We start from the raw sequence: 21,701 nt of genomic DNA on the forward strand, positions 1-21,701 counted from the left end.
AGCCTCGGCACTGCCGCGCACGACTGCTTTCACTATCAGGTCATCGGCTGCGCAGCCACAGCAGCTACTGGCCGGGTAATACCATTCAAAAAAGAGCGGACCGGCAAGGCTGCCGGTCCGCTCGTAGGGCTGTTAGTAAGGTCCGCCGCCGGGAGGGCCACCAGGGCCCGGGCCGCCACCCGGGAAGCCTCCGCCGGGCTGACCGCCACCGGGGAAACCGCCCGGCCGGCCGCCGGGGAAGCCGCGGCGCTCATTTTCCGGTACCTGCAGGTCGGGCGAGCCGCCCTTGCCGCCGAAGTTGCGGATGTTGTAGGTAAACATCAGCATCACGTAGCGCGTCAGGATGTTGGTGCGCACGTCCTCTACGTAGGCCGCCGTCTGGTTGGGCTGAATGCTGTTGTTCTGCTTCAGGATGTCGAAGGCGTAGAGCTTGATTTCACCCTGCTGGCGCGCAAACACCTTCTTGCCCACCGACGCATTCCAGAGCACGAAATTCTGGTTGAAGCCCGCCGAAAGGCCGTTGTAGGACACGTGGTTCACGTCCGATTGCAGCGTCAGGCCCTTGATGATGATCCAGCTGAAGCGCAGGTTGGTGTTCTGGCGGAAGTACTGGCGGTTGGCCGTCGTCTGCGCGCTGTTGCGCACGTAGGTCTGGCTGGAGTTTGAGGAGAGCGTGAAGTCCAGGTTCGGGCTGATATTGCTGCTCAGCACCGCCCCGAAGCCGAAGCTGGGCGTGCGGCTGTAGTTCAGCTGCTGGCCGTCGACGCCCGTCACCGACACCAGACCCGGCGTCTGCGAGAAGTTCGCGTTGGCGTTCAGGTTCAGGTTGGACTTGATGAAGGTCAGCGGCAGGGTGTAGTTGCCGAAGGTGCGCAGCGAGTACTGCTCATTCAGGTTGATGGGGCGCGTAATCTGGCCGCCGGCCGGCACCACCACGCCGCCGATGTTTTCGGGCCGCGTCAGGATCTGGGTGCTGTTGCTGATGTAGTTATCGGTGTACGAGCCGCCGATCAGCGCAAAGAACGAGGTCGACTTCTCCACGTTGGCCGAGGAGTAGCGCAAAAACAGGTTGTGGGTGTTTTCCTGCCGCAGGTTGGGGTTGCCCGTCGTGATTTGCAGCGGGTTGGAGTTGTTCACCACCTCCTGCAGCTGGCCGATGCTCGGCGCCTGGGTACGCATCTGGTAGTTCAGGCGCAGGTTCTGCTGCTTCGAGAAGTTGTAGCGTACCTGGGCATTGGGCAGCACGTTCAGGAAGTTGCGGCGCGTGCTGGCCGTGCGCGGAAACTCCTGCTCATTGCGCAGCTGCGCGTTCTGCACCTGCGCGCCCACCGACCACTGGAATTCCCGGTCGTTGTAGCGGTAGCTGATGCCGCCCGAATTGGTCAGGTAGCGGCTCTGGAAGACGTTGCTCAGGTCGGGGTTGAAGTCGCGGTACTCGCCCGAGCTGGACTCCAGGTTGTAGGTCTTCTTGTCCGAATCGTTGGGCGTGTACGAAGTGGTGTAGGTGAGCTGCAGCTGGCTTTTCAGGCTCAGCGGCTCGGTGTAGTTGGCGTTGGCGCTCCACACCCAGCCCGTCTGATCCAGGTTGGAGTACTGGTCGGTGCGCGAGGTGAGGGGCGTCGCGCCGCGGGTGTAGTCCACGTTGGCCGAGTTCAGGTAGTTGTCGGCGTCGCGGGTGTTGTAGCTCATGTTGGCGCCGAGCGAGAACGTGCGGCCGCGCTTGTGGAACCGGTGCCGGTACAGCAAGGACTGCCCGAAGTTGATGCCCATGTTGTCGGCGCGGTAGTCGCTCAGGTTGCTGCTGCGCAGCTCGCCGTTGTCTTCGCTGTTGGTCACGGCCCGGTACGTGGTGCCGGCCAGGTTGTTGTTGCTGTTGTTGTCTTGCAGCGAGAGGCGCGGCTGCCACAAAATCGAGTTCAGCGAATCGAACTTGTGCTCCAAGCGCAGGTTGATGCGGTGGTTGATGTTGGTGCTGCCCGTGCGCGAATTCTCGAAGTAGCGCAGGGCGCGCCCCGCCGAATCCTGGGCCGTGTACCGGCGGTTGGTAGAGCTGTTGAGCGTGTTTACGCTGCGGTTGAAGAAGTAGCTGGCCTGCACGTCGGTCTTGGTACCCCACGAGTCGGAGTAGTTCAGGCCCACCGCGTTGGTCTTCGAGATGCCGCCGCTCTGGCCCACCAGGAAGTTGCCCGCGTTGCCGCCACCCCCGCCGCCGGGGCCTCCCTGGCCACCCTGCCCGCCGTTGCGGCCGCCACCGCCGCCGCGGGCCGAGGTGCCCACCACACCCAGCAGGTCATCAGTGCCGAAGTTCTGCTCATTGACGTTGTTCGACTGCGCGATGATGGAAAAGCGCTGCTTGCCGCGGAAGGAGTTAATGTTGCCCGAAGCGCGGTAGCGCGTCTGCCCATCGCCGCCCTGGCCCACGCCGGCCAGCACCCGCCCAAACTGCCCGTTGCGGAACTGCGGGCGCGTCACGATGTTGATGGTCTTCTGCTGGTTGCCGTCGTCGAAGCCGGTGAACTGGGCCTGGTCCGAGGCCCGGTCGTACACCTGAATCTTGTCGATGGCTTCGGCTGGCAGGTTCTTGAGCACCGCGTCGGGGTCGTTGCCGAAGAATTCCTTGCCGTCGACGAGCACGCGCTGCACCTGCTCGCCCTGGGCCTGAATCTTGCCCGAGCCGGGGTCCACCGTCACGCCGGGCATCTTGGTGATGAGGTCCTGGGCGTTGGCGTCGGGGTTGGTTTTGAAGGCGCGCGCGTCGTACTGGGCCGTGTCGCCCTTCTGCACGGCGGCGGCGGCGCGGCCAGTCACTTCCACACCCTTCAGCGTCACGCCGCCCACTTGCAAGGCCAGCGTGCCCACGTTCAGCGGGGCGTCGCTCACTGTCACCAGCCGCTTCAGCGACTGGTAGCCCAGAAACGACACCGTCATGCGGTAGCGGCCGGCCTCGGCGGCGGGCACCGTGAAGCCGCCGTCGGCGTCCACGGCGGCGCCCACGCGGGCCGAGTCGGCCGCGAGGCGGGTCAGCAGCACGTTGGCCCCGATCAGCGGGGCCTGGTCCTTGGCATCAAGCACCCGGCCACTCACCGGGAAAGTTTGCGCCGCCGCGGGGGCCGCGACGACAATCAGTGGAAGGAGTACCCCGAAGGCGTGTTTCATGTCAGCAATGCGAAGCCCAACGAGGGCCTTAGACCGGGCAAAGACCCGGCAGTTTAACCGGCGTCGTATACGTAAGCCCGCGGTGCGGGGTGGGTAATCGGTAATTGATTGGCTTATCAGCGCTTACGGACGAAAAAAATTCCGTCACGCAGTGGAACGAATACGTTTTCCACCCGTGCGTCCTGCTGCACGAAGTCGTTGAAGGCCCGCACGGCGTGGGCGTCCTTGTCGGCGGGCTTGAGCGGGTAGGAGGGCAGGGCCTTGCCGCTCCACAGCACGTTGTCGATGAGGATGAAGCCGCCGGGACGCACGCGCGGCAGCACCAGCTCGTAGTACACCTGGTTGCGGATTTTGTCGGCGTCGATGAACACCAAATCCCAGGTTTCCGGCAGCGTGGGAATGATTTGTTCGGCGTCGCCGATGTGCAGGTGCACGCGGCCCGTGAGGCCGGCTTCCTGCACGTAGCGGCGCACGCGGCTTTCCAGCTCGGGGTTTTGCTCCACAGTATGCAGCTCGCCGTCGTCAGCCAGCCCCTCGGCCATGCATAGCGCCGAATACCCGGTAAACGTGCCCAGCTCCAGCACCCGGCGCGGGCGCAGCATGTGGCTGAGCATGCTCAGCAGGCGGCCCTGGTAGTTGCCCGAGAGCATGCGCGGCATCAGCGTCTGCAGGTGCGTTTCGCGCACGAGGCGGCTGAGCAGGGGCGGTTCGGGGGAGGTGTGCGCGTCGGCGTAGTGCTGAATTTCCGCTTCGGACGGAGTCATTGGATTTCGGGTAACGGAGAAAAGCTGTTCCGATCCATACGGAGCCAGAACAGGCAGAAGTCGAAATCAGCAGCCAAAAGCCGTGGGGCTCCGGCCGAAAAGCAGCGGCGGACCAAAGGTGCTGTGCCCCGGCCCGCCGGCTCTCCTGTGCTGTTATGCTTGGGGCACTTTTAAGCGGTGGGCAGTTGCCCGGCCGCCAGCCGCTCCGGTACCAGCCGAAAGCGCCACACGCCCACGCCGGATTTGCCGAGGCCATATTCGTAGCTCAGCACGCGGTATAGGCCTTCGTAGCGAAATACCTGCGCGCCGCTCCCCTCGTCGGTGACTTTGCGGATGACGCGCACCGGCTGGCCTGTTTCCTGGCTTTTCATCAGCGCCAGGTTTCGGTCGTTGGCCACCTGGCTAGTCACTTGGTGCCCGGTTTTCGGGTCGCGGCCGCCCTGCCCGGTGTAGATGATTTCGTCCTCACTGAAGACGTCGTCCTCGTACACCTGCGACAATACGATGCTCTCTGCCCCGGTGTGCTGCGAACCGGCAATGCCGGCCCGCACCGGGCGGTGCATCCCCGTCAGGCGCAGCTCCAGCCGCGAGGCGAAGGTGTCGCCGGGCAGGTAAGAGCCGATGTGGCCGAAATGAGGAGGCATAGCAGGGACGCTACGTAGAAAAGGCGCTTGAACGTCATGTCGAGCGCAGCCGAGACATCTCGCATGCTGATGCCCGATAGTAACTCAACGAGAAAGTTACCACCCGAGCGAGATGCCTCGGCTGCGCTCGACATGACGTTTCTGAGGCAATACGGGGCTTACCGGCCTTCGGGCACGTACTGCAGGGTGCTCAGGCGGTCCTCGGCGAAGATTTCATGGGCCAGCTCCTGCAGCTGCGGGGCCGACACGGCGCGAATCTGGTCGAAGATTTCGTTCAGCGACTCCACCCGACCGAAGTCCAGCGTGTTCTTGCCCAGCACCTGCATCATGCCGCCGTTGCTCTCCTCCGACATGGCCAGCTGGCCCATCAGCTGCTCCTTGGCAATGTGCAGCTGCGAGGTCGTCAGCGGCTTTTCGCGCAGCAGGCGTAGCTCCTTGAGCACCAGCTGGGTGGTGCGCTCCAGGCGCGCTTTTTCGGTGGCGAAGTAGATGCCGAACAGGCCCGTGTCGGTGTAGGGCGCGTAGTTGGCGTCGATGCTGTACACGAAGCCGTACTTCTCGCGCACGGCTAGGTTCAGGCGCGAATTCATGCCCGGCCCGCCCAGGATATTGGTCAGCATGAAGAACGGCAGGCGGTTGGCGTGCTGCAGGGCGTAGGCCGGGCAGCCAATAAGGCTGTGCGCCTGCGTGATGGGGCGCTTTTCCGTCTGCTGCTTGGCCTGGTAGTCGCCGAATGCCTCGCGCGGCCGGGCGCCGAGCTGGGCCGGTAGCGGGGCCAGGTACTTATCGGCCAGGCGCTTCACCTGAGCGAAGGCCAGGTTGCTGACGGAGCTGAACACCAACTGGTCGGTGCGCAGGTTCTCCTTCAGAAACTGGAAGAAATCGGCCTGCTGAAAGCCCGACACGCTTTCCCGCGTGCCCAGAATGTTGTGCCCCAGCGCGTGCTGCCCGAACACTACCGCGTCGAAATCGTCGATGATGGCGTCCTCGGGCGCGTCGACGTACATCGACATTTCCTCCAGAATCACGCCGCGCTCCTTCTCGATTTCCTTGGTTGGAAATACCGAGTGGAACGTCAGATCGGTCAGCAGCTCAAAGGCCCGCTCGAAGTGCGTGCTCAGCAGCGAGGCGTAAAAGCAGATTTTCTCCTTGGTGGTGTAGGCATTCAGCTCGCCGCCGACGGATTCCAGCCGATTCAGGATGTGAATCGAGCGGCGCTTTTCGGTGCCCTTGAAGGCCATGTGCTCCCAGAAGTGGGCCAGGCCGTACTGCTCGGGCCGCTCATCGCGCGAACCGATGTCGAGCAGGAAGCCGCAGTGGGCAATTTTGGTGTGCGGCACCTGCTTGTGCAGCAGCCGGATGCCGTTGGGGTATTCGTGAATATGGTAGTCGAGCATCGAATAGGAGGACGGGCACCGCGGCGCCAGAGAGGGCCGGCAAGGTGCTGAAAGGCAAAGGGAAAGTAGGCGCAGGTAGGTGGGCTGCCGCCGGATTTGCGCAAAGGCTGCAAAGATAACCTGCAAGCTCCATCAACGGTTCGGCGTAGCAACGGTTCCCCTTGCTGGCAGCGGCCGTACCAGCAGTCATTGCGAGCGAGGCGCGGCAATGACTGCTGGTGCTGGCGTGGCAAGCCTGCCGGTTTACCTACCAGCCGGCTGCAGGGTCCATTGCTCGGCTTCGGCCAGCACGGCCAGCAGCTGCGCGGTCTGGATGCCGTGGGCGCAGTGGAAGTGGTTGAGCGGGCATTTCTGGTAGCCGTGCAGGCCGCAGGGCTTGCAGGCCAGCTCCTCGGGCAGCTCCACTACCCGCGCAAACGAGCTGAGCGGCCCGAAGCCGAAGTAAGGCACCGTGGAGCAGAACACGGCGCAGGTGGGCGCATCTACGGCCGAGGCTAGGTGCATGGGGGCCGAGTCGTTGACGTAGTTCAGCACCGCGCCGCGCATCAGCGCTGCCGAGGCCAGCAGGGAGAGTCTGCCAGCCAGATTGACCACGTTGCGGCGGCCGACGCGCTCCAGCAACTCCTGGCAGGCGGCCACATCGGGCGGGCCGCCGAGCAGAAAGACGGCGTAGTGCGGCGGCAGGGCCCGCAGTAGCTTTTCCCACTGCTCCAGCGGAAACTGCTTGGTGAACCACACCGATGTAGGCGCAATGCACACGTACGGCCCTTCGCCGGCGCTGCGGGCGGCCTGCGCAGCCGCGGCTTCGTCGGCAGGGGAGGGGTAGAGCCGGGGGCGGGTGAGCGGGCCTTCGGGCTGCAGCTCCAGCAGACTCAGGTTGCGGCTCACCTCGTGCAGGCCGGGCGCGAAGCCGTGCGGCACGCAGCGGGTAAAGAAATGGCTCAGCGGGTTCTTGTCGAAGCCGACGCGCTGCGGGGCACCCGAAAACGCCGTGAGCAGGCCGGTGGAGGCGAAGCGCTGCAGGTTGTACACGCGCCCGTAGCCGGTGCCCCGGATGGTGCGCAGCAGCTGCCAGAGGCCGCCGTACTTGTTCTTTTTTTTGTCCCAGATCAGCACGCGGCGCACGTGCGGGTGGCCCTGCAGCAGCCCTTCGTTGCCGCGCCGCACCAGCACATCCACGGGCGTGGCGGGCTCCAGCTCGTGCAGGCGCTCCAGCAGCGCCGTGGCCAGAATAACGTCGCCGATAAAGGCAGTTTGAATCAGCAGAACGGGCCGAATATCAGCGGGCGGGTTGGGCATGGCACTGGTACAGAGTTACAAAGATACCACCCGCAGCGGTTCCTAAACTATCCGTAACAGTATTGCCGCTGGGGCGCAACCCGGCTGATCAGGCGCGGGGCCGGCGCCGCTCCCGCAACACGTAGTAGCCGGCTGCAAGGCAGGCCAGCAGCCCAAAAGCTAGCAGCGCCGTCAGCGCCGGGGTGGCCGAGCCCAGCAGGCGAAAGACGATAAACGCGCCGACCAATAGCAGGCACTCGGTGCCCAGCAGCACGAAAGCCAGCCACGATAACCAGCGCCAGCCCCACAGCCGGGAACCGAAAAAACCTACGCCGCTAACGGCAGGCAGCATCAGCAACAGGCCTTGGATGTAGCGGGTGGTTTGGGCAGGGCGGGCCGCCTCAGCCGCAAACTGCGCGCTGCTCAGCCAGTGCTGGCACCAGAGCACCACGGCTATACTGGCCACCAAGCCCAGCGCCGACCAGCTCCAGTGGCTTCGGTGGGTCGGCGGGGCCGGAGGCGGCGCGGCAGAGGTTAAGGGTTCGGGAGGCGGCAAGTCGTTCATGGCGCAGCAAAGATTGGCACGGCTTGGCTTTATTGATCGGTACTGCGCAACCACTTTTGTAGTAGCCGGATGGCGGCCCAGGAGCCAGTGCCCAGCAGGCCCAGGCCGGCCAGAGGTCCGACTAATACCCCAACGCCGGCATAGCTTAGCGCACTGCAGAGGTACAGCAAAAACAGCGCGACCAGGCTGCAAAAAAGCACGCTTAAGCCAAATAATAGCTGCGTGAGCCGGAGCAAAAGCCGAAAGCGTAGTACCTGCCCGAAGCCCAGACCCATCAACCCCAGGCTGGCCGGTATCAATAGTTCGGCTATGAACTTGTATTCACTTTGGTCATAGGCGCTGTAATTGCTGCGCCAAGAATACGTGCGGGCATTGCTAATCCAGTACATGCACCAGCCGAGCAACCCGAATCCGGCCAGCAAGCAGAGCAGGCCGAGCCACAAGTGGCGCCGTGACCAGTAGAGGACCCGATGGCTAGGAAGCAGGGAAGCCAGGATGGAATCTTCGGTGCGCATGGGAGAAATGGTGCGTGCGGCCAAAAGATAGCGCCACCGGCTTTTGAAAACCCAATCGAAGCTGCCTGCTTTACCCAATCCGCCTAACTTGCAGCCCACCGCCCCGGTGGCGGTCTTTCCCGCGTTTTCCCAACCCTGCCCTATGCGCTACGGCTCCATTTCGCCCGACCTGTTCACCCAGAACCGCCGCAATTTCGAGCGGCAGCTGCTGCCCGGCTCCCTGGCCATCTTCCACTCCAACGACGTGATGCCGACCAACGCCGACGGCACCATGGCGTTTCGCCAGAACAACGACCTGTTCTACCTCTCGGGCGTGGATCAGGAAGAAAGCATCCTCGTCATTTTTCCCGATGCCAAGCTGCCGCAGTACCGGGAAATTCTGTTTCTGAAGGAGACCAGCGAGCATATTCTCGTCTGGGAAGGCTACAAGCTCACCAAGCAGCAGGCCCGCGAGCAGTCCGGTATTCCGACCATCCTGTGGCTCGACTCCTTCAAATCGGTGCTGCCGGCGCTGATGAACGAGGCCGAGCATGTGTACCTGAACTCGAACGAGCACATCCGCGCCGTGGTGGAAGTGGAAACGCGCGACGCCCGCTTCATCAAGGAAATCAAGGCCCAGTACCCGCTGCACGACTACAAGCGCGCGGCGCCCATCATGCACCATTTGCGCGCCATCAAGCACCCGGAGGAAATCCGCCTGATGCGCAAGGCCTGCGAAATCACCGGCAACGCTTTCCGTCGCCTGCTGGGCTTCGTGAAGCCGGGCGTGATGGAGTACGAGCTGGAGGCCGAAATCCTGCACGAATTTGTGCGCAGCGGTTCGCGCGGGCCGGCTTACGGCTCGATCATCGCTTCGGGGGCCAACGCCTGCATTCTGCACTACGTCTCGAACGACCGACCCTGCAACGACGGCGACGTGATTCTGCTCGACTTCGGGGCCGAATACGCCAACTACGCCGCCGACCTCTCGCGTAGCATCCCCGTCAACGGCAAGTTCACGCCGCGCCAGCGCGAGGTGTACGACGCGGTGCTGCGCGTGATGCAGTACGCCAAGTCGCAACTGGTGGCCGGCAATAACATCGAGGAGTACCACGCCGGCGTGGGCCGCTTCATGGAGCAGCAACTCATCGGCCTCGGGCTGCTCAGCCAGGGCGACGTGAACAACCAGGACCCCAGTGCCCCGCTCTACAAGAAGTACTTCATGCACGGCACCTCGCATTACCTCGGCCTCGATGTGCACGACGTGGGCGCCAAGTACCGCACCTTCGAGCCGGGCATGGTCTATACCGTCGAGCCGGGCATCTACATCCGCGAGGAAGGCTTGGGCATCCGCCTGGAAAACGACGTGGTCATCACCCGCTCGCAGTGCGAGGACCTGATGGCCGACATTCCGCTGGAAGCCGACGACATCGAGCGGCTGATGGCCCGCTAAGCCGCGGCTGCTTTCCGTGGCATGGACCGCCTTCCGCGCAGGAAGGCGGTCCATTTTTTTGACTCTGGCGCTATAGTAGCAATACGGCGGTAAAGGGCTTGGCGTACTGGGCGCTACGAAGGGGGGCGCACGAGAAAAGTGGGTTTTAACACAACTAAGCGGCTTCACAAAGGGTATAGGCAGGCATTAATGTTTGAGGCCGTGGCTTATTTCGCGTCCTCAATTGCCCTTTTCCAACCTAACCGTTTCGTCTATGAAACACCTCGTAACCACCACTGTCCTGGGTCTGGCGCTGTTGGCGGCCGCCCCACGTGGACAAGCTCAAACTGCCGACAAAAAATGGGGCATCGGCCTCATGGGTAATGCTTTTCAGTACAAGGGCAACTACGGCTCGGACTACTGGAACTTCAGCAGCAACAAGTACGGCCCGGGCATCTCCATCAACCGCTACCTCTCGCCCGGCCTCGACTTGGGCCTGCACGGTAACTACGCGGAACTGAAGGGCACTCAGAACGCGGGCAACACCTTCGCCACCAACGTGGTGAACGTAAACCTGGCCCTGAAACTCAAGCTGAATAACGGCTGGGCCTTTAAGGAAGACGCCGTGGTGCAGCCCTACCTGCTGGCTGCCCCGGGCTGGACCTACACCAGCCGCGAAAGCCTTTACAACGGCGCGCGCAACGACGAAGACAAAAGCTACTTCGACCTGTTTGGCGCGGCCGGCATCAACTTCCGCCTGAGCGAGTCGGTGGGCCTGTTCGTGCAAACCGGGCAGCACATTCCGCTCAACGCCAACATCGACGGCGACCAGAACCGCGACGACAACAAGTGGGACGACCGGTTTTTGCAGCACACCGTGGGCCTGAACATCAGCCTGGGTAAAGCCAAGGACACCGACGGCGACGGTGTGCCCGACCGCAAAGACAAGTGCCCCGATACGCCCTCCGGCGTGCAGGTAGACGAAAACGGCTGCCCGCTGGATAAGGACAAGGACGGCGTACCGGATTACCAGGATCAGTGCCCCGACCAAGCTGGTAAAGCCGAGCTGCAGGGCTGCCCCGATGCCGACAACGACGGCGTGCGCGACTCCGAAGACGAGTGCCCCGACCAGCCCGGCACGGCCGCGCTGCGCGGCTGCCCCGATGCCGACGGCGACGGCGTAGCCGACAAGAACGACAAGTGCCCCGATACGCCCCGCGGCACCCAGGTAGACGCCAACGGCTGCCCGCTGGTAGTGGATAGCGACGGCGACGGTGTGCCCGATAACGTGGACCGCTGTCCGAACACCCCGGCCGGCACCAAGGTCAACGCCATCGGCTGCCCGGAAATCCCCGCCGACATCCGCAAGCTGGAGCAGCCCGTGCGCTTCCGCACCAATAGCACCCAGCTGCTGCCCTCCTCGTACCCGGCCCTCGACAAGATGGTGCGGGCTCTGAAAGACCACCCCGAGTACAGCCTGCGCATCGTAGGTCACGCCGATAGCCGCGGCACCGCGGAGTACAACCAGGGCCTCTCGGAGCGCCGCGCGGCTTCCGCGAAGCGCTACTTCACCGGCAAGGGCGTCGACCCGGCCCGTATCCCGACCCTGGGCATGGGCGAATCGGCTCCGGCCGCCCCGAACACTTCGTCGTCCAACATGGCCAAGAACCGCCGCGTTGAGTTCCGCTTCGAGTTCTACATCCCCGGTCAGGAAGGTGGCGCCACGCCCCAGCCCTAACCCGGCACCCTGCGCCTGACGCGAAAAGCGGCGTCCCGAGCTTCGGGGCGCCGCTTTTTTTGCGCCCCACACCTGGTCTTGTCTGTCTGTCATCCTTGATCTAGCGTCCGCAAAGCGAAGGACCTTCTCACGCCAGAACGAGTCGTTGGAACGATGGCCGTTCTTACCGCATAAGGCCCTTCGCTTTGCGGACGCTAGATCAAGAATGACAGAGGAAGCATGACACTTCCTAAACTCAGCCCAAACTTGATACTCGGCAGATGCCGCTAAGACCTAGGCAGATGCTATTAAGAGGTCGGCAGCACCCAGTAAGAGCATGGCAGAAGCTATTAAGACCTTGGCATATGCTATTAAGCGCAGGGCAGAGGACATTAAGACCTAGGCAGAAGCCGCCAAGAGCACGGCAGCAGACGCTGGATGCTGGTCAGTACCTGATCGGACCAAGGCAGAGCGGCTTGGAGGCCGGCAACCAATAAAAACCGCTGCCGCCGGGCCGAAGCAGCTCTGCAGCAGCTCCGGCCCGGCGGCAGCGGGGCGTTTCAGGTAAGGCCTACTTGGTGATTTCGCCGCTGATGCCCGGCAGAATCTTTTGCAACTGATCCACCTGACTTTGGGTGAAGTCGCCGCTGATGGCCAGCATCAGGAAGGAATCGGGGGCGTCGTTTTGGCGGCCGGTGGCCACTATTTCCTTGATTCGGTCGCCGGAGCGGCGCACGGCGTAGCGGTAGGCCGCATTGCCGCCGCTGGCTTCCTTGGTGGGCAGCGGCTCGTACCGTTCGCTGCGCAGCAGCCCGTCCACTTCGTTGAGCAGGCCGCGCTCGGTCAGGTCGCGGGCCCCCGACGAGGTGGGCGCGAAGGTGAGGGCGCGGATACTGCGCACCGCCGTCAGGGCCTGCACAGCGTCAGCGTCGCTGATTTTGCCGACTCGGGCCAGTACAATGCGGGTGAGGAAGTTCGGCTCGAAAGTAGTGGCGTGGAAGCCCGAGCGGCTCTCGTATTTGTTGAAAAACTCGGCCACGGTGCGGGCCGGCTTTTCGGGGCCGGCGGCGCGGCAGGCTCCCAGCCACAGCAGGACGAGCAAGGGCCAGAAACGAAGCAGACGATTGGTCATAAGCGCGTGCAAAAAAGGTTGGATGCCCCTCCTACGGGGCTACCCTGGCCCGGGATGTAGCTAAGGCTGCTCGAAAGCTACGACGTTGAGGAAAAATACCTGCCGGTTGGTACCGTGCTCGGGCCGGACGCGCTGAAAGCCGTAAGCCAGGTAACGGCTGCCGTACCAAGGCAAAATGCCCTCGTGCGAAGTGCCCAGCGTCTTTTCCTTTCGTCCTTCGGTATTGGTTTGCACGGTCACGTTCAGGTCGTTGGGCGAGGACGCGGTGCGGTCCACCACCTTGTAGCGAATGTGCTCTTCGTCCATGTAGGCCAGCACGAGGCGTTGCCCGTCAGGCAAGGGGCGCAGGCGCACGGTTTCGCTCAGGGTGAAGTGCTCCACGTCCTTCAGCACGAAGGTGTTGTCCCACAGCAGGGTACCGTTGCGGTCGAACCCGCACACGATGGCGTGGGTGGACCGGTAGCCGTCGAAGGGCCGCATGTACGCCGAGCGCAACGAGGGCATCATGCTGTAGTTGCCATAATTGCCGTAGTAGTACGGGTTGTCGGAACGGTAGCGTGGGTAGTACACCTCGCCCACCAGCACGTAGCCATCCTGAAACGGTATCATGCGGTGGGTGAGGATGCGGTAGCGCAGGCGCAGCTCGCGGCCGGCGGCGCGTAGCTCGGCGCTGCGGCTGCGGAGCCGCTCGGCGCGGCGCGGCTTCATGAAGTCGAAGAAGTGCTTGAGCACCGTGAAGTCGTAGAAGCGCAGCGACGGGCGCAGGGTCGGGTCGGGCGGCAGATTGGAAGCAAACAGGCCCTGCGAGTAGCGCGAGTCGCGCAGGGTGTAGGTGCCGGCCAGCAGCCGCTGCGTGCTGTCGCCGGGGCTGAGCTGGGCCGTGAGCAGGCCGCGGCCGCTTTCGGCCTGAATGAAGCGCGAGGCCAGCAACTGCCCGCGGGCCGAGAGCTGCTTCACCTGCAGGCGCGACAAAAAGCCGTTGGACTGCGTCACCACGTAGCCGGCGCGCTGCGTGGCCGAATCGGGCAGGAAGGTCAGCTCCGTGGGAATGTTCTCGTACACGGCCGGCAGCAGGCGAAATTCCTCGTGGGCCACGTCGATATGAAGCACGGTGATGTGGCGCTCGACCTGCACCGTGGCGAAGAGCTTATCATCGAGCACCTCCAGGTCGTACACTTCGTCGACGAGCTTGGTGTCGAACGAGAAGCCCTGCACCTCGCCGGTGCGCACATCGAAGCGAAACACCTGAAAGCGCGACGCAATGAAGTTGGACTCGAACAAAGCGTACGCGTACGGGGCCGCCGAGCTGGTCTGAATCAACTCGAACTCGCGCGGTACTTCCACCGGGGCTTCGCGCAGCGGTTCGAGGGTGCGCCCAAAGTGCCGGAAGCGGTATTCGGGATGAAACGAGCCGAAAGGGCGGTTTTCGACGAACAGCACCACCGAGGAGTCCATCAGCGGCATCACCTGCACGTCGCTCAGGTCCGGGTCCAGGTTGAGCTCCAGGCGGTGGGGCTGCGTGGGCGTGGGCACGGGCTGCGCCCGCAGCGTGCACGACAGCAGCAAACAGACGAGCAGGAAAAGGCGATTCATGGCGGGCAGAAGAGCTTGACGCAGCATTAGCTAAAATACGGCAAATCGGCCCAAAAGGCGCTTCGTCCCCAAGACAAATCCGGTGGTGAGGAGCGTTGCGCATTGCGCCTGCCGCCGCGGGCTCCTGCTTGATGCGCGAGCCCACAAAATTCCCTACGGAAAGGCCCGGTTTTTTACGTCTTCGGTCAGGTTCTGGCCAGTCCCAACGGCACCGGCCCGCCGTTTCGCAGGGGCGGAACGGCGGGCCGGGAAGGCAAAGCAGCAAATCAGAAAGGCTTAGTGCCCGAGTTCGAGCACGGTGTCGAATTCCTCAGGGCGTAGCGCCATCACCGACAGCCGCGACTGGCGCAGCAGGCCGATTTGCTGCAGGCGGGGCTCGGCTTTGATGGCGGCTAGGGACACGGGCTTTGGCAGACGCTGGTGCGGCGCCAGGTCCACGGCCACCCAAGGCGAGCCGGGTTCGGCGGTGCGGTCGGGGGCGGCGGGGCGTAGCACCTGGGCCACGCCCACCACTTCCTTATCGGTTACGCTGTGGTACACCAGCACCAGGTCGCCGGGCTGCATCTGGGCCAGGCAGTTGCGGGCCTGGTGGTTGCGCACGCCGGTCCAGTCGGTCTGGCCGTCGCGTTCGAGGTCGGCAAAAGAGTAAGCGGAAGGTTCGGATTTGACGAGCCAGTAATTCATGCCGCAAGCTAGCCACAGAATCGGCGCGACGCTACGACATCCGGCCACAGCCCGGACGGCGGCCGTGAGCTATGAAAAAGCAGGCAGTAGGGGCAAGCGCCCTGCCTGTTACGGCTTGCGGCGCACCTTCAGCACATCCTTGTCCAGGGACACGATTTCCAGCAGGTAATTCGGCTCCTTCTTGTCGTCCAGCGAAATGCGCAGCGTGTGCGCGTCCATCACCATCCACTGGCCTTTGTGGCCTTCCACGCCGTCGGTGGGGGCAATGTCATACTGGGTAAACAGGCCATTCTGGTCGAAGGCGAAGCCCGTACGGCCGCGTGAGGGCCGGAAGCTGTAGGTGTTGGGGCGGTACACCTGCACGTCGCCCTGGTCTTCCTCGTGGGCATGCAGCCAGGTGCGCGTAAGCAGGTTCAGCTGGGCTTGTTGCACGGCAGTGGTCGAATCGGTACGGCAGGTGCTCGACAGCAGGAGCACGCTCAGGACAAAAAGCAAGGCAGGGAGTCGCATAGGTGCTAACATACGCGTTTGCCGACTGCTGCGGTGAACACACGGCCTGCTGCCGCCGTTTTGCGTAGTAGCTTTACCGCCCCAAAACCCCGAACTGCCTTGGAAAACCGCGCCCTCATTCGCGCCTTTCGTCTGATGGCCCAGCTGCTGGAGCTGCACGACGAAAACCCCTTCAAAGTGCGCGCCTACGAAGGTGCCGCTGCCGCCATCGACCGCCTAGAGTTTCCGCTCACTGACCTCGATCCGAGCGAATACACCACCAAAGGCGGCTTGGGCAAAAGCGCGGCCGTAGCGGCGCAGGCGCTGCTGAGCACCGGCACGTTTCCCGAGTTGGCCCGGCTGCAGGAAGTCACGCCGGCCGGGGTGGTGGAAATGCTTAACATCAAAGGCATCGGCCCGAAGAAAATCCGCACGCTGTGGCGCGAACTGGGCGTGGAGTCGGTGGAGGCGCTGCGCGAAGCGGCCGAGCAGAACCGCGTCAGCGCCCTGAAAGGCTTCGGGGCCAAGACGCAGGACGCTATTCTGGCTGCGCTGGAATTTACGGCCCAGAGCCGCGGCAAAGTGCTCATCAACCAGGGTCAGGACCTCGGTCAGCAACTGGTAACCTTGTTGCAGCAAGCCCTGCGCACCGAGCAGGTGGCCGTGGCCGGCGAGGTGCGCCGCGCCCTGCCCGTGGTGGAAACCGTGCGCGTGGTGGTCGGCACCAATCAGCCCTGGCAAGCCCACGAGGCGCTGAATGGCGTGGACGGCCTCGCCGCCGACGAGCGGACCTCTGGGCCCTTTGCCTGGCGCGGTTCGGCCGCGCAGTCGGGCGTCAAAATCGAGGTGCAGCTGGCCAAGCCCGAGGACTTTACCAACTGCCTGTTTCTGCAAACCGGCTCGGACGCTCACCTGAACGCGCCGCTGCCGGCCAGCGCCCCCGCGCCTTCGCTGCGCCGCCTGGTGAAAAGCACGCGCTTCTTTACGGAGCAGGCCATCTACGAAACCGCCGGCCTGCAGTACGTGGAACCCGAGATGCGCGAGGGCCAGGGCGAAATCGAGGAAGCCGCGGCTCACAAGCTGCCCACCTTGCTGACCGATGCCGACCTGCGCGGCTCGCTGCACAACCACAGCACCTACTCCGACGGCGCCCATTCCCTGCGTCAGATGGCCGAATTCCTACGCGACAACGGCTACCAGTACCTCGGTATCTGCGACCATTCGCGCGCCGCGCACTACGCCGGCGGCCTGAGCATCGAGCGCGTGCGCGAGCAGCACCGCGAAATCGAGCGGCTCAACCAGGAGCTGGGCCCGTTCCGCATCTTCAAGGGCATCGAATCCGATATCCTGGCCGATGGCTCGCTGGACTACCCCGACGACGTGCTGGCCGAGTTTGACTTCGTGGTGGCCTCGGTGCACAGCGGGCTGAAAATGGACCAGGAGCGCGCCACCGAGCGGCTGCTGCGCGCAATTCAGAACCCTTTCTGCACCATGCTGGGCCACCCCACCGGCCGCCTGCTGCTGCGCCGCGAAGGCTACCCCATCGACTACGAAGCCGTCATCGACGCCTGCGCCGAGCATCAGGTGGTCATCGAAATCAACGCCAACCCCTGGCGCCTCGACCTGGACTGGCAGTGGGTGCGCCGCTGCATGGAAAAGGGCGTGCGCATGAGCATCAACCCCGACGCGCACCACACCGACGGCTACGCCGACATGCGCTACGGCGTGTCGCAGGGCCGCAAAGGCGGGCTGACCGCGGCCATGACGCTGAACACCTACACCACGGAGCAAATCGACGACTACTTCCGGCAGCGGCGGGAAAAAGCTGTGAAATTCGGCAGTCCCGCCCCGGCCAAGAAACCCGCCGACTACGGGCCGCTGTTCGGGTAATCGGTACCCGGGGCGCCGGTTCGGCTCCGTCAGGAGCCGAACCGGCGCCGGCCGGCAGCTGCCAAACCAGTTTCCTCGCATGAAAATTCTTGTTCTGCGCTTCTCCTCCATCGGCGACATTGTGCTGACGACGCCCGTTGTGCGGGCCCTCAAGCAGCAGGTGCCCGGCGCGGTGGTGCACTATTGCACCAAGCCCGCTTACCGCGGCATGCTGGAGGCCAATCCCTACGTGGACAAGGTGCATTGCCTGACGGGCTCGTTGGGCGAGTTGGTGCAGGAGCTGCAGCAGGAGCGGTTCGATTTCGTGGTGGATCTGCACCACAACCTGCGCACCCTGCTCATCAAGCTACGCCTGGGCCGCCCCAGCGCCAGCTTCGACAAGCTGAACTGGCGAAAGTGGCTGATGGTGAACCTGAAGTGGGACGTGCTGCCGCGCACCCACATCGTGCAGCGCTACCTGGCGGCGGCCGCCCCGCTGGGCGTGCACGACGACGGCCAGGGCCTGGATTATTTCATTCCGCGCAATCAGGTAGTAGATGTGGCTGAGGCCCTGCCCGCCGAGTTTCAGCGCGGCTACGTGGCCTTTGCCATCGGGGCGCAGCACGCCACCAAGCGCCTGCCGGTGGAGCGCATCATCGAGCTGTGCGCGCAGCTGCGGCGGCCGGTGGTGCTACTCGGCGGGCCCGAGGACGAAAGCACCGGCCACGTGGTGGAACTGCACTTCGAGCAGGTGCCGGCCGAGGCGGAGTCGCCGGGCGTCACGCCGCTGGCCTTGTCGCCGCGGGCGCACTACTACGATAAGAACGCCCTGCCGCCGTCGCGTACGCTTATCTACAACGCCTGCGGCCGGTTTTCGCTGCATCAATCGGCTTCGTTGGTGCAGCAGGCACAGCTGGTCGTCAGCCACGACACCGGGCTGATGCACATTGCGGCGGCCTTCCGCAAGGAAATTTTCAGCGTGTGGGGCAACACCATCCCGGAATTCGGCATGTACCCGTACCGCACCGAGTTCCGGGCTTTGCAGGTGGAAGGGCTGGCCTGCCGGCCCTGCTCCAAAATCGGCTACGATAAGTGCCCGCAGGGCCACTTTCGCTGCATGCGCGACATCCGCTTCGACCTGGACCTGACGCCTTCCCGCGACGCCCGCTAAGTAGCCGCAAGCCCGCTGCTACGGTACGGTGCCAGCGCTACAGAATGCCGGCGTACTGCTCCTGGACTTTGGCCCGCACGGCGCAGTCGCAGCGGCCGCCGTGGCGGGAAAGGAACTGCCGCAGCGGCTCGAAGGCCACGCCCTGAGCGGCGGCAAAACAGCGCGTATGGCCCAGCGTATCATCGCAGCTATGGGTGCTGAGGCGCTGGTCGAGGTAGTCAAACAGCTCGGCCAGCTGCTCGGTGGTCAGCGGCAGATTGGCCAGCAGGGCGGCGCGCTGTGGCTGACGAAGTAAAGGCGAAAGGGTAGGCCGGCGAGGATGTTCAGTAGCGGCGAGCATAGGCAAGGGAGTAAGCTTCAGGGGTAAGTTAAGCAGTTGAGCTTTACCAAGCTAGTGGGCCGCAGGAGGCCGCGCAACTTTATCCACCCATCCGCCGCACAAACCAGCCGCATTGGCTACCTTTTCGGTCTTGCTGCCACCCACACCTCTCGCTTAATCTTCACCTATGGAAGCTGCTACCACTGCCCCCGCGCCGTACACCGTGCTGGTGCGCGTTGGCCCCGATGCCTTGATGGCCGACGTACAGGCCGGACGCCACACCTACATCATCGACGAGCCCCTCGGCGTGGGCGGTCAGGACCGCGGCCCCACGCCCTACGACCTGCTGCTCTCCGCCCTCGGGGCCTGTACCGCCATTACGCTGCGCCTCTACGCCACCCAGAAAAACTGGCCGCTCGACGGCATCGAAGTGCGCCTGCGCCACCAGCGGGTACACGTGCAGGACTGCCAGGCCTGCGAAGCTGCCGATGCGCGGCTGGACGAAATTCACAAGGAGCTACGCCTGCTCGGCGACTTGAGCGAAGCGCAACGGCAGCGGCTGGAGCAGATTTCGCAGAAGTGCCCCGTGCAGAAAACCCTGCTGGCCGGCGTGCGCATCAGCACCCGGCTGCTGCCCGCCGAAGAATCATTTCCCGCCTGACACTGCCGTAGCTATGCAGCGCAAACTCTGCTCCCATCTCGCCGCCCTCAACCACGTCACGCCCGCCGCCGAGTACGCCTGCGCCGAATGTATCGCCCAGGGCGACACCTGGGTGCACCTGCGCGTGTGCCAGGAGTGTGGCCACGTCGGCTGCTGCGACGACTCCAAGAACAAGCACGCCACCCGGCACTACCACGCTACCCAGCACCCGGTCATTGCTTCCGCCGAACCCGGCGAAAGGTGGCTCTGGTGCTTCGCCGACCAGTCATTTGCCGAGTACTAAGCTGCCGCGATGAAAATCCTGTGGTGCTGGCGCTGCCAGCAGGATATGCCCATGCTGGAGCCCGCCGAGTTTCGGCTGATGATACGGGCCAGGGAAGAAGGCATGGGGCTGGTGGAGCAGGAGCGGTTGAGACGCGGCGGGTCTGCGTTGGCTCCCCTGGCGCTGGAGGGCCTGGCCGAACGTTTTCGGCCCATGCTGGAAATGTACCGCCTGCTGACTGGCTTCGAGGAAACCAACCCCAACGCCGTGTACCACCATAGCACAGCCCAGTTCGGCCCGCCCTGCCCGCAGTGTCACAAGCCGCTGCGCACACCGCAGGCCCGCTACTGCCCGCAGTGCGGTTTCGGCAAAGACGACATGAGTGCCGATCCGCGGCCGTTGCTCCTAAAACGGCCCGATTTGTTCAGGGAATAAAAAAGGTCCGTCAAATGAAATGACGGACCTTTTTTATTCAAGCTAAGCTATTTATTGTCCCAGCTGCTGAAATCCGCAATAGCGGTGCAGCACCTCGGGCAGCTTGATGGTACCATCAGGCTGCTGATTGTTTTCCATCAAGGCCGCCACGATGCGCGGCAGCGCCAGCGCCGAGCCGTTGAGCGTGTGCAGCAGCTGGGTTTTGTTGTTTTCGTCGCGGTAACGCAGTTTCAGGCGGTTGGCCTGGTAGGTTTCGAAGTTTGAGGCCGAGCTGACCTCCAACCAGCGCTGCTGCGCCGCCGACCACACTTCCAGGTCGTAGGTCAGGGCCGAGGTGAAGCCCATGTCGCCACCACAGAGGCGCAGCACGCGGTAGGGCAGACCCAGCTGCTGCAAGAGCCCTTCGATGTGGGCCACCATGCCGTCGAGAGCCGCGTAGCTGTCTTCGGGCTTGGCAATCTGCACGATTTCCACCTTGTCGAACTGGTGCAGGCGGTTCAGGCCGCGCACGTGGGCGCCCCAGGAGCCGGCCTCGCGGCGGAAGCAGGGCGTGTAGCCCGCGTTGCGGATGGGCAGGCGCTCCGTCGGGATGATTTCGTCGCGGTAGAGGTTGGTGATGGGCACCTCCGCCGTCGGAATCAGGTACAGGTCATCGGCCGTGGCGTGGTACATCTGGCCCTCCTTGTCGGGCAGCTGGCCGGTGCCGTAGCCCGACGCCTCGTTGATGAGAATCGGCGGCTGGATTTCGGTGTAGCCCGCGTCGATGGCCTGCTCCAGGAAGAAGTTGATGAGGGCGCGCTGCAGACGGGCGCCCTGGCCCTTGTACACGGGGAAACCGGCGCCGGTAATCTTGTTGCCCAGCTCGAAGTCGATGATATCGAGCTTCTTGATCAGCTCCCAGTGCGGCTGCGCGTCGGCAGGCAGCTCGGGCTTCTGGCCTACTTCGCGCACCACTTCGTTGTCGTCGGCCGAGCGGCCGGCAGGCACGCTCGCGTGCGGCACGTTCGGGATGCGGTACAGCGCGTCCTGCAGCTCCTTTTCGGTCTGCGTCAGCTCTTCGGCGGCGGCTTTGGTTTGCTGCTTCAGCTCCGCGGTGCGCACCTTCAGCGTCTCGGCGCCGGCCTTGTCGCCGCTCTTCATCAGCCCGCCGATCTGCTGCGCCAGCTTGTTGGCCTCGCCCTGCGCCGAGTCGTGCTCGGTTTGCAGCTGGCGGCGGCGCTGATCCAGGCTCAGGATGCGCTGCACCTCGGCTTCGGCATTGGGGAAATTCCTTTTCGCTAGGCCGGCCAGCACGCGGTCGGTTTGCTCCTTCAGAACGGAAACTTGCAGCATAACGCAGTCAAAACACAATGAAACGGGGCAAAAGTAGCGGTTTTCGCCCGTGCCCGGCAGTACGGGCCGCTACTCGTTGGGTTAGTCGCTCTTCCACTCGTAGCTGGTGGCATGCGCATCGGTCAGCTTATAATAGGGAATTCAGCAGGCGAGGTAAAGGCAAAACACTCTGCAAAGCTGCGTATGCAGATGCGCCGCTAATGGGCCTGCTGGGCCGGGCTGAACTTTCCCCATCTGCGAATAGTTAAATTTCTGCCCGGCGTCCATAAAAAAGCTGTATCCTATTGGGGCTTTTGGGCGTATTGCG

20 protein-coding genes are annotated in these 21,701 nt (G+C 63.7%); 7 read left to right on the forward strand and 13 right to left on the reverse strand.

Translation table 11 applies throughout. The annotated features are described in order from the left end of the window. Positions 1–132 precede the first annotated feature (132 nt). From B0919_RS09750 to B0919_RS09780, 7 genes are all read right to left on the reverse strand, one after another. Positions 133–3,156 carry an outer membrane beta-barrel protein gene (locus tag B0919_RS09750; protein ID WP_078012058.1) on the reverse strand — a complete coding sequence of 1,008 codons (3,024 nt, stop codon included), beginning with the start codon at positions 3,154–3,156 and terminating at the stop codon, positions 133–135. A 116-nt stretch (positions 3,157–3,272) separates the two neighbouring features. Beyond that, entirely contained in the window at positions 3,273–3,920 is a 648-nt protein-coding gene (locus B0919_RS09755) for an O-methyltransferase (protein ID WP_078012059.1), read from the reverse strand. Positions 3,921–4,090: 170 nt separating this feature from the next. Beyond that, positions 4,091–4,564, reverse strand: coding sequence for a YDG/SRA domain-containing protein (locus tag B0919_RS09760; protein WP_078012060.1), 474 nt, complete (start codon positions 4,562–4,564; stop codon positions 4,091–4,093). 158 nt (positions 4,565–4,722) lie between these two features. Then, the gene (locus B0919_RS09765; RefSeq protein ID WP_078012061.1) at positions 4,723–5,961 is read right to left on the reverse strand and encodes a M16 family metallopeptidase; all 1,239 of its coding nucleotides are present in this window, start codon (positions 5,959–5,961) and stop codon (positions 4,723–4,725) included. A gap of 243 nt (positions 5,962–6,204) precedes the next feature. Continuing rightward, positions 6,205–7,260, reverse strand: a complete 1,056-nt coding sequence (locus tag B0919_RS09770; RefSeq protein WP_078012062.1) for a glycosyltransferase family 9 protein — start codon at positions 7,258–7,260, stop codon at positions 6,205–6,207. Between the two features lie 88 nt (positions 7,261–7,348). After that, positions 7,349–7,804 (reverse strand): hypothetical protein, encoded by a 456-nt coding sequence (locus B0919_RS09775; protein WP_078012063.1) that lies wholly within the window; start codon positions 7,802–7,804, stop codon positions 7,349–7,351. Between the two features lie 29 nt (positions 7,805–7,833). Beyond that, the gene (locus B0919_RS09780; protein WP_078012064.1) at positions 7,834–8,319 is read right to left on the reverse strand and encodes a hypothetical protein; all 486 of its coding nucleotides are present in this window, start codon (positions 8,317–8,319) and stop codon (positions 7,834–7,836) included. A gap of 142 nt (positions 8,320–8,461) precedes the next feature. On the opposite strand from B0919_RS09780, the gene B0919_RS09785 reads away from it, so the two are divergent. Both B0919_RS09785 and B0919_RS25935 read left to right on the forward strand, forming a co-directional pair. Further along, the gene (locus tag B0919_RS09785) at positions 8,462–9,751 is read left to right on the forward strand and encodes an aminopeptidase P N-terminal domain-containing protein (protein WP_078012065.1); all 1,290 of its coding nucleotides are present in this window, start codon (positions 8,462–8,464) and stop codon (positions 9,749–9,751) included. 253 nt (positions 9,752–10,004) lie between these two features. Continuing rightward, complete coding sequence (locus B0919_RS25935) at positions 10,005–11,468, forward strand: OmpA family protein (RefSeq protein WP_078012066.1); 1,464 nt, start codon at positions 10,005–10,007, stop codon at positions 11,466–11,468. A gap of 550 nt (positions 11,469–12,018) precedes the next feature. Here the strand turns inward: B0919_RS25935 and B0919_RS09795 are convergent. From B0919_RS09795 to B0919_RS09810, 4 genes are all read right to left on the reverse strand, one after another. Beyond that, positions 12,019–12,579, reverse strand: a complete 561-nt coding sequence (locus B0919_RS09795; RefSeq protein WP_078012067.1) for a DUF4252 domain-containing protein — start codon at positions 12,577–12,579, stop codon at positions 12,019–12,021. Positions 12,580–12,639: 60 nt separating this feature from the next. Then, entirely contained in the window at positions 12,640–14,172 is a 1,533-nt protein-coding gene (locus tag B0919_RS09800) for a hypothetical protein (protein ID WP_139362033.1), read from the reverse strand. A gap of 276 nt (positions 14,173–14,448) precedes the next feature. Then, on the reverse strand, positions 14,449–14,856 hold the full coding sequence (locus B0919_RS09805; RefSeq protein WP_078012069.1) for an EVE domain-containing protein: 408 nt from the start codon (positions 14,854–14,856) through the stop codon (positions 14,449–14,451). A 108-nt stretch (positions 14,857–14,964) separates the two neighbouring features. Beyond that, positions 14,965–15,366, reverse strand: coding sequence for a hypothetical protein (locus B0919_RS09810; RefSeq protein WP_078012070.1), 402 nt, complete (start codon positions 15,364–15,366; stop codon positions 14,965–14,967). 99 nt (positions 15,367–15,465) lie between these two features. Between B0919_RS09810 and polX the strand changes: the two genes are divergently transcribed. Together polX and B0919_RS09820 are read left to right on the forward strand one after the other, a co-directional pair. Further along, entirely contained in the window at positions 15,466–17,235 is a 1,770-nt protein-coding gene (polX, locus tag B0919_RS09815; RefSeq protein ID WP_078012071.1) for a DNA polymerase/3'-5' exonuclease PolX, read from the forward strand. Between the two features lie 79 nt (positions 17,236–17,314). Further along, positions 17,315–18,385, forward strand: a complete 1,071-nt coding sequence (locus B0919_RS09820) for a glycosyltransferase family 9 protein (protein WP_078012072.1) — start codon at positions 17,315–17,317, stop codon at positions 18,383–18,385. A 37-nt stretch (positions 18,386–18,422) separates the two neighbouring features. On the opposite strand, the gene B0919_RS09825 is transcribed toward B0919_RS09820, so the two are convergent. Continuing rightward, positions 18,423–18,725, reverse strand: a complete 303-nt coding sequence (locus tag B0919_RS09825) for a DUF2695 domain-containing protein (RefSeq protein ID WP_078012073.1) — start codon at positions 18,723–18,725, stop codon at positions 18,423–18,425. Positions 18,726–18,891: 166 nt separating this feature from the next. Here B0919_RS09825 and B0919_RS09830 point away from each other — a divergent pair, with 166 nt between their 5' ends. From B0919_RS09830 to B0919_RS09840, 3 genes are read left to right on the forward strand one after another with little or no spacing between them, the layout of a single operon-like run. Beyond that, positions 18,892–19,365, forward strand: a complete 474-nt coding sequence (locus B0919_RS09830) for an OsmC family protein (protein WP_078012074.1) — start codon at positions 18,892–18,894, stop codon at positions 19,363–19,365. A 13-nt stretch (positions 19,366–19,378) separates the two neighbouring features. Next, positions 19,379–19,648, forward strand: coding sequence for a UBP-type zinc finger domain-containing protein (locus B0919_RS09835; RefSeq protein ID WP_078012075.1), 270 nt, complete (start codon positions 19,379–19,381; stop codon positions 19,646–19,648). Positions 19,649–19,657: 9 nt separating this feature from the next. After that, the gene (locus B0919_RS09840) at positions 19,658–20,062 is read left to right on the forward strand and encodes a zinc ribbon domain-containing protein (RefSeq protein ID WP_176132971.1); all 405 of its coding nucleotides are present in this window, start codon (positions 19,658–19,660) and stop codon (positions 20,060–20,062) included. Between the two features lie 51 nt (positions 20,063–20,113). Here the strand turns inward: B0919_RS09840 and serS are convergent, their stop codons facing one another. After that, entirely contained in the window at positions 20,114–21,394 is a 1,281-nt protein-coding gene (serS, locus tag B0919_RS09845; RefSeq protein ID WP_078012076.1) for a serine--tRNA ligase, read from the reverse strand. Between the last annotated feature and the right edge of the window lie 307 nt (positions 21,395–21,701).

This window comes from Hymenobacter sp. CRA2, from assembly GCF_002007105.1.
Lineage (GTDB): Bacteria > Bacteroidota > Bacteroidia > Cytophagales > Hymenobacteraceae > Solirubrum.

Coding starts and splice junctions, on each gene's coding strand:
- B0919_RS09780 (WP_078012064.1), bottom strand. CDS start 8,319: ATGCGCACCGAAGATTCCATCCTGGCTTCCCTGCTTCCTAGCCATCGG.
- B0919_RS25935 (WP_078012066.1), top strand. CDS start 10,005: ATGAAACACCTCGTAACCACCACTGTCCTGGGTCTGGCGCTGTTGGCG.
- B0919_RS09820 (WP_078012072.1), top strand. CDS start 17,315: ATGAAAATTCTTGTTCTGCGCTTCTCCTCCATCGGCGACATTGTGCTG.
- B0919_RS09755 (WP_078012059.1), bottom strand. CDS start 3,920: ATGACTCCGTCCGAAGCGGAAATTCAGCACTACGCCGACGCGCACACC.
- B0919_RS09750 (WP_078012058.1), bottom strand. CDS start 3,156: ATGAAACACGCCTTCGGGGTACTCCTTCCACTGATTGTCGTCGCGGCC.
- B0919_RS09765 (WP_078012061.1), bottom strand. CDS start 5,961: ATGCTCGACTACCATATTCACGAATACCCCAACGGCATCCGGCTGCTG.
- B0919_RS09775 (WP_078012063.1), bottom strand. CDS start 7,804: ATGAACGACTTGCCGCCTCCCGAACCCTTAACCTCTGCCGCGCCGCCT.
- B0919_RS09830 (WP_078012074.1), top strand. CDS start 18,892: ATGGAAGCTGCTACCACTGCCCCCGCGCCGTACACCGTGCTGGTGCGC.
- B0919_RS09840 (WP_176132971.1), top strand. CDS start 19,658: ATGAAAATCCTGTGGTGCTGGCGCTGCCAGCAGGATATGCCCATGCTG.
- B0919_RS09760 (WP_078012060.1), bottom strand. CDS start 4,564: ATGCCTCCTCATTTCGGCCACATCGGCTCTTACCTGCCCGGCGACACC.
- B0919_RS09800 (WP_139362033.1), bottom strand. CDS start 14,172: ATGAATCGCCTTTTCCTGCTCGTCTGTTTGCTGCTGTCGTGCACGCTG.
- B0919_RS09825 (WP_078012073.1), bottom strand. CDS start 18,725: ATGCTCGCCGCTACTGAACATCCTCGCCGGCCTACCCTTTCGCCTTTA.
- B0919_RS09795 (WP_078012067.1), bottom strand. CDS start 12,579: ATGACCAATCGTCTGCTTCGTTTCTGGCCCTTGCTCGTCCTGCTGTGG.
- B0919_RS09805 (WP_078012069.1), bottom strand. CDS start 14,856: ATGAATTACTGGCTCGTCAAATCCGAACCTTCCGCTTACTCTTTTGCC.
- B0919_RS09810 (WP_078012070.1), bottom strand. CDS start 15,366: ATGCGACTCCCTGCCTTGCTTTTTGTCCTGAGCGTGCTCCTGCTGTCG.
- serS (WP_078012076.1), bottom strand. CDS start 21,394: ATGCTGCAAGTTTCCGTTCTGAAGGAGCAAACCGACCGCGTGCTGGCC.
- B0919_RS09835 (WP_078012075.1), top strand. CDS start 19,379: ATGCAGCGCAAACTCTGCTCCCATCTCGCCGCCCTCAACCACGTCACG.
- B0919_RS09770 (WP_078012062.1), bottom strand. CDS start 7,260: ATGCCCAACCCGCCCGCTGATATTCGGCCCGTTCTGCTGATTCAAACT.
- B0919_RS09785 (WP_078012065.1), top strand. CDS start 8,462: ATGCGCTACGGCTCCATTTCGCCCGACCTGTTCACCCAGAACCGCCGC.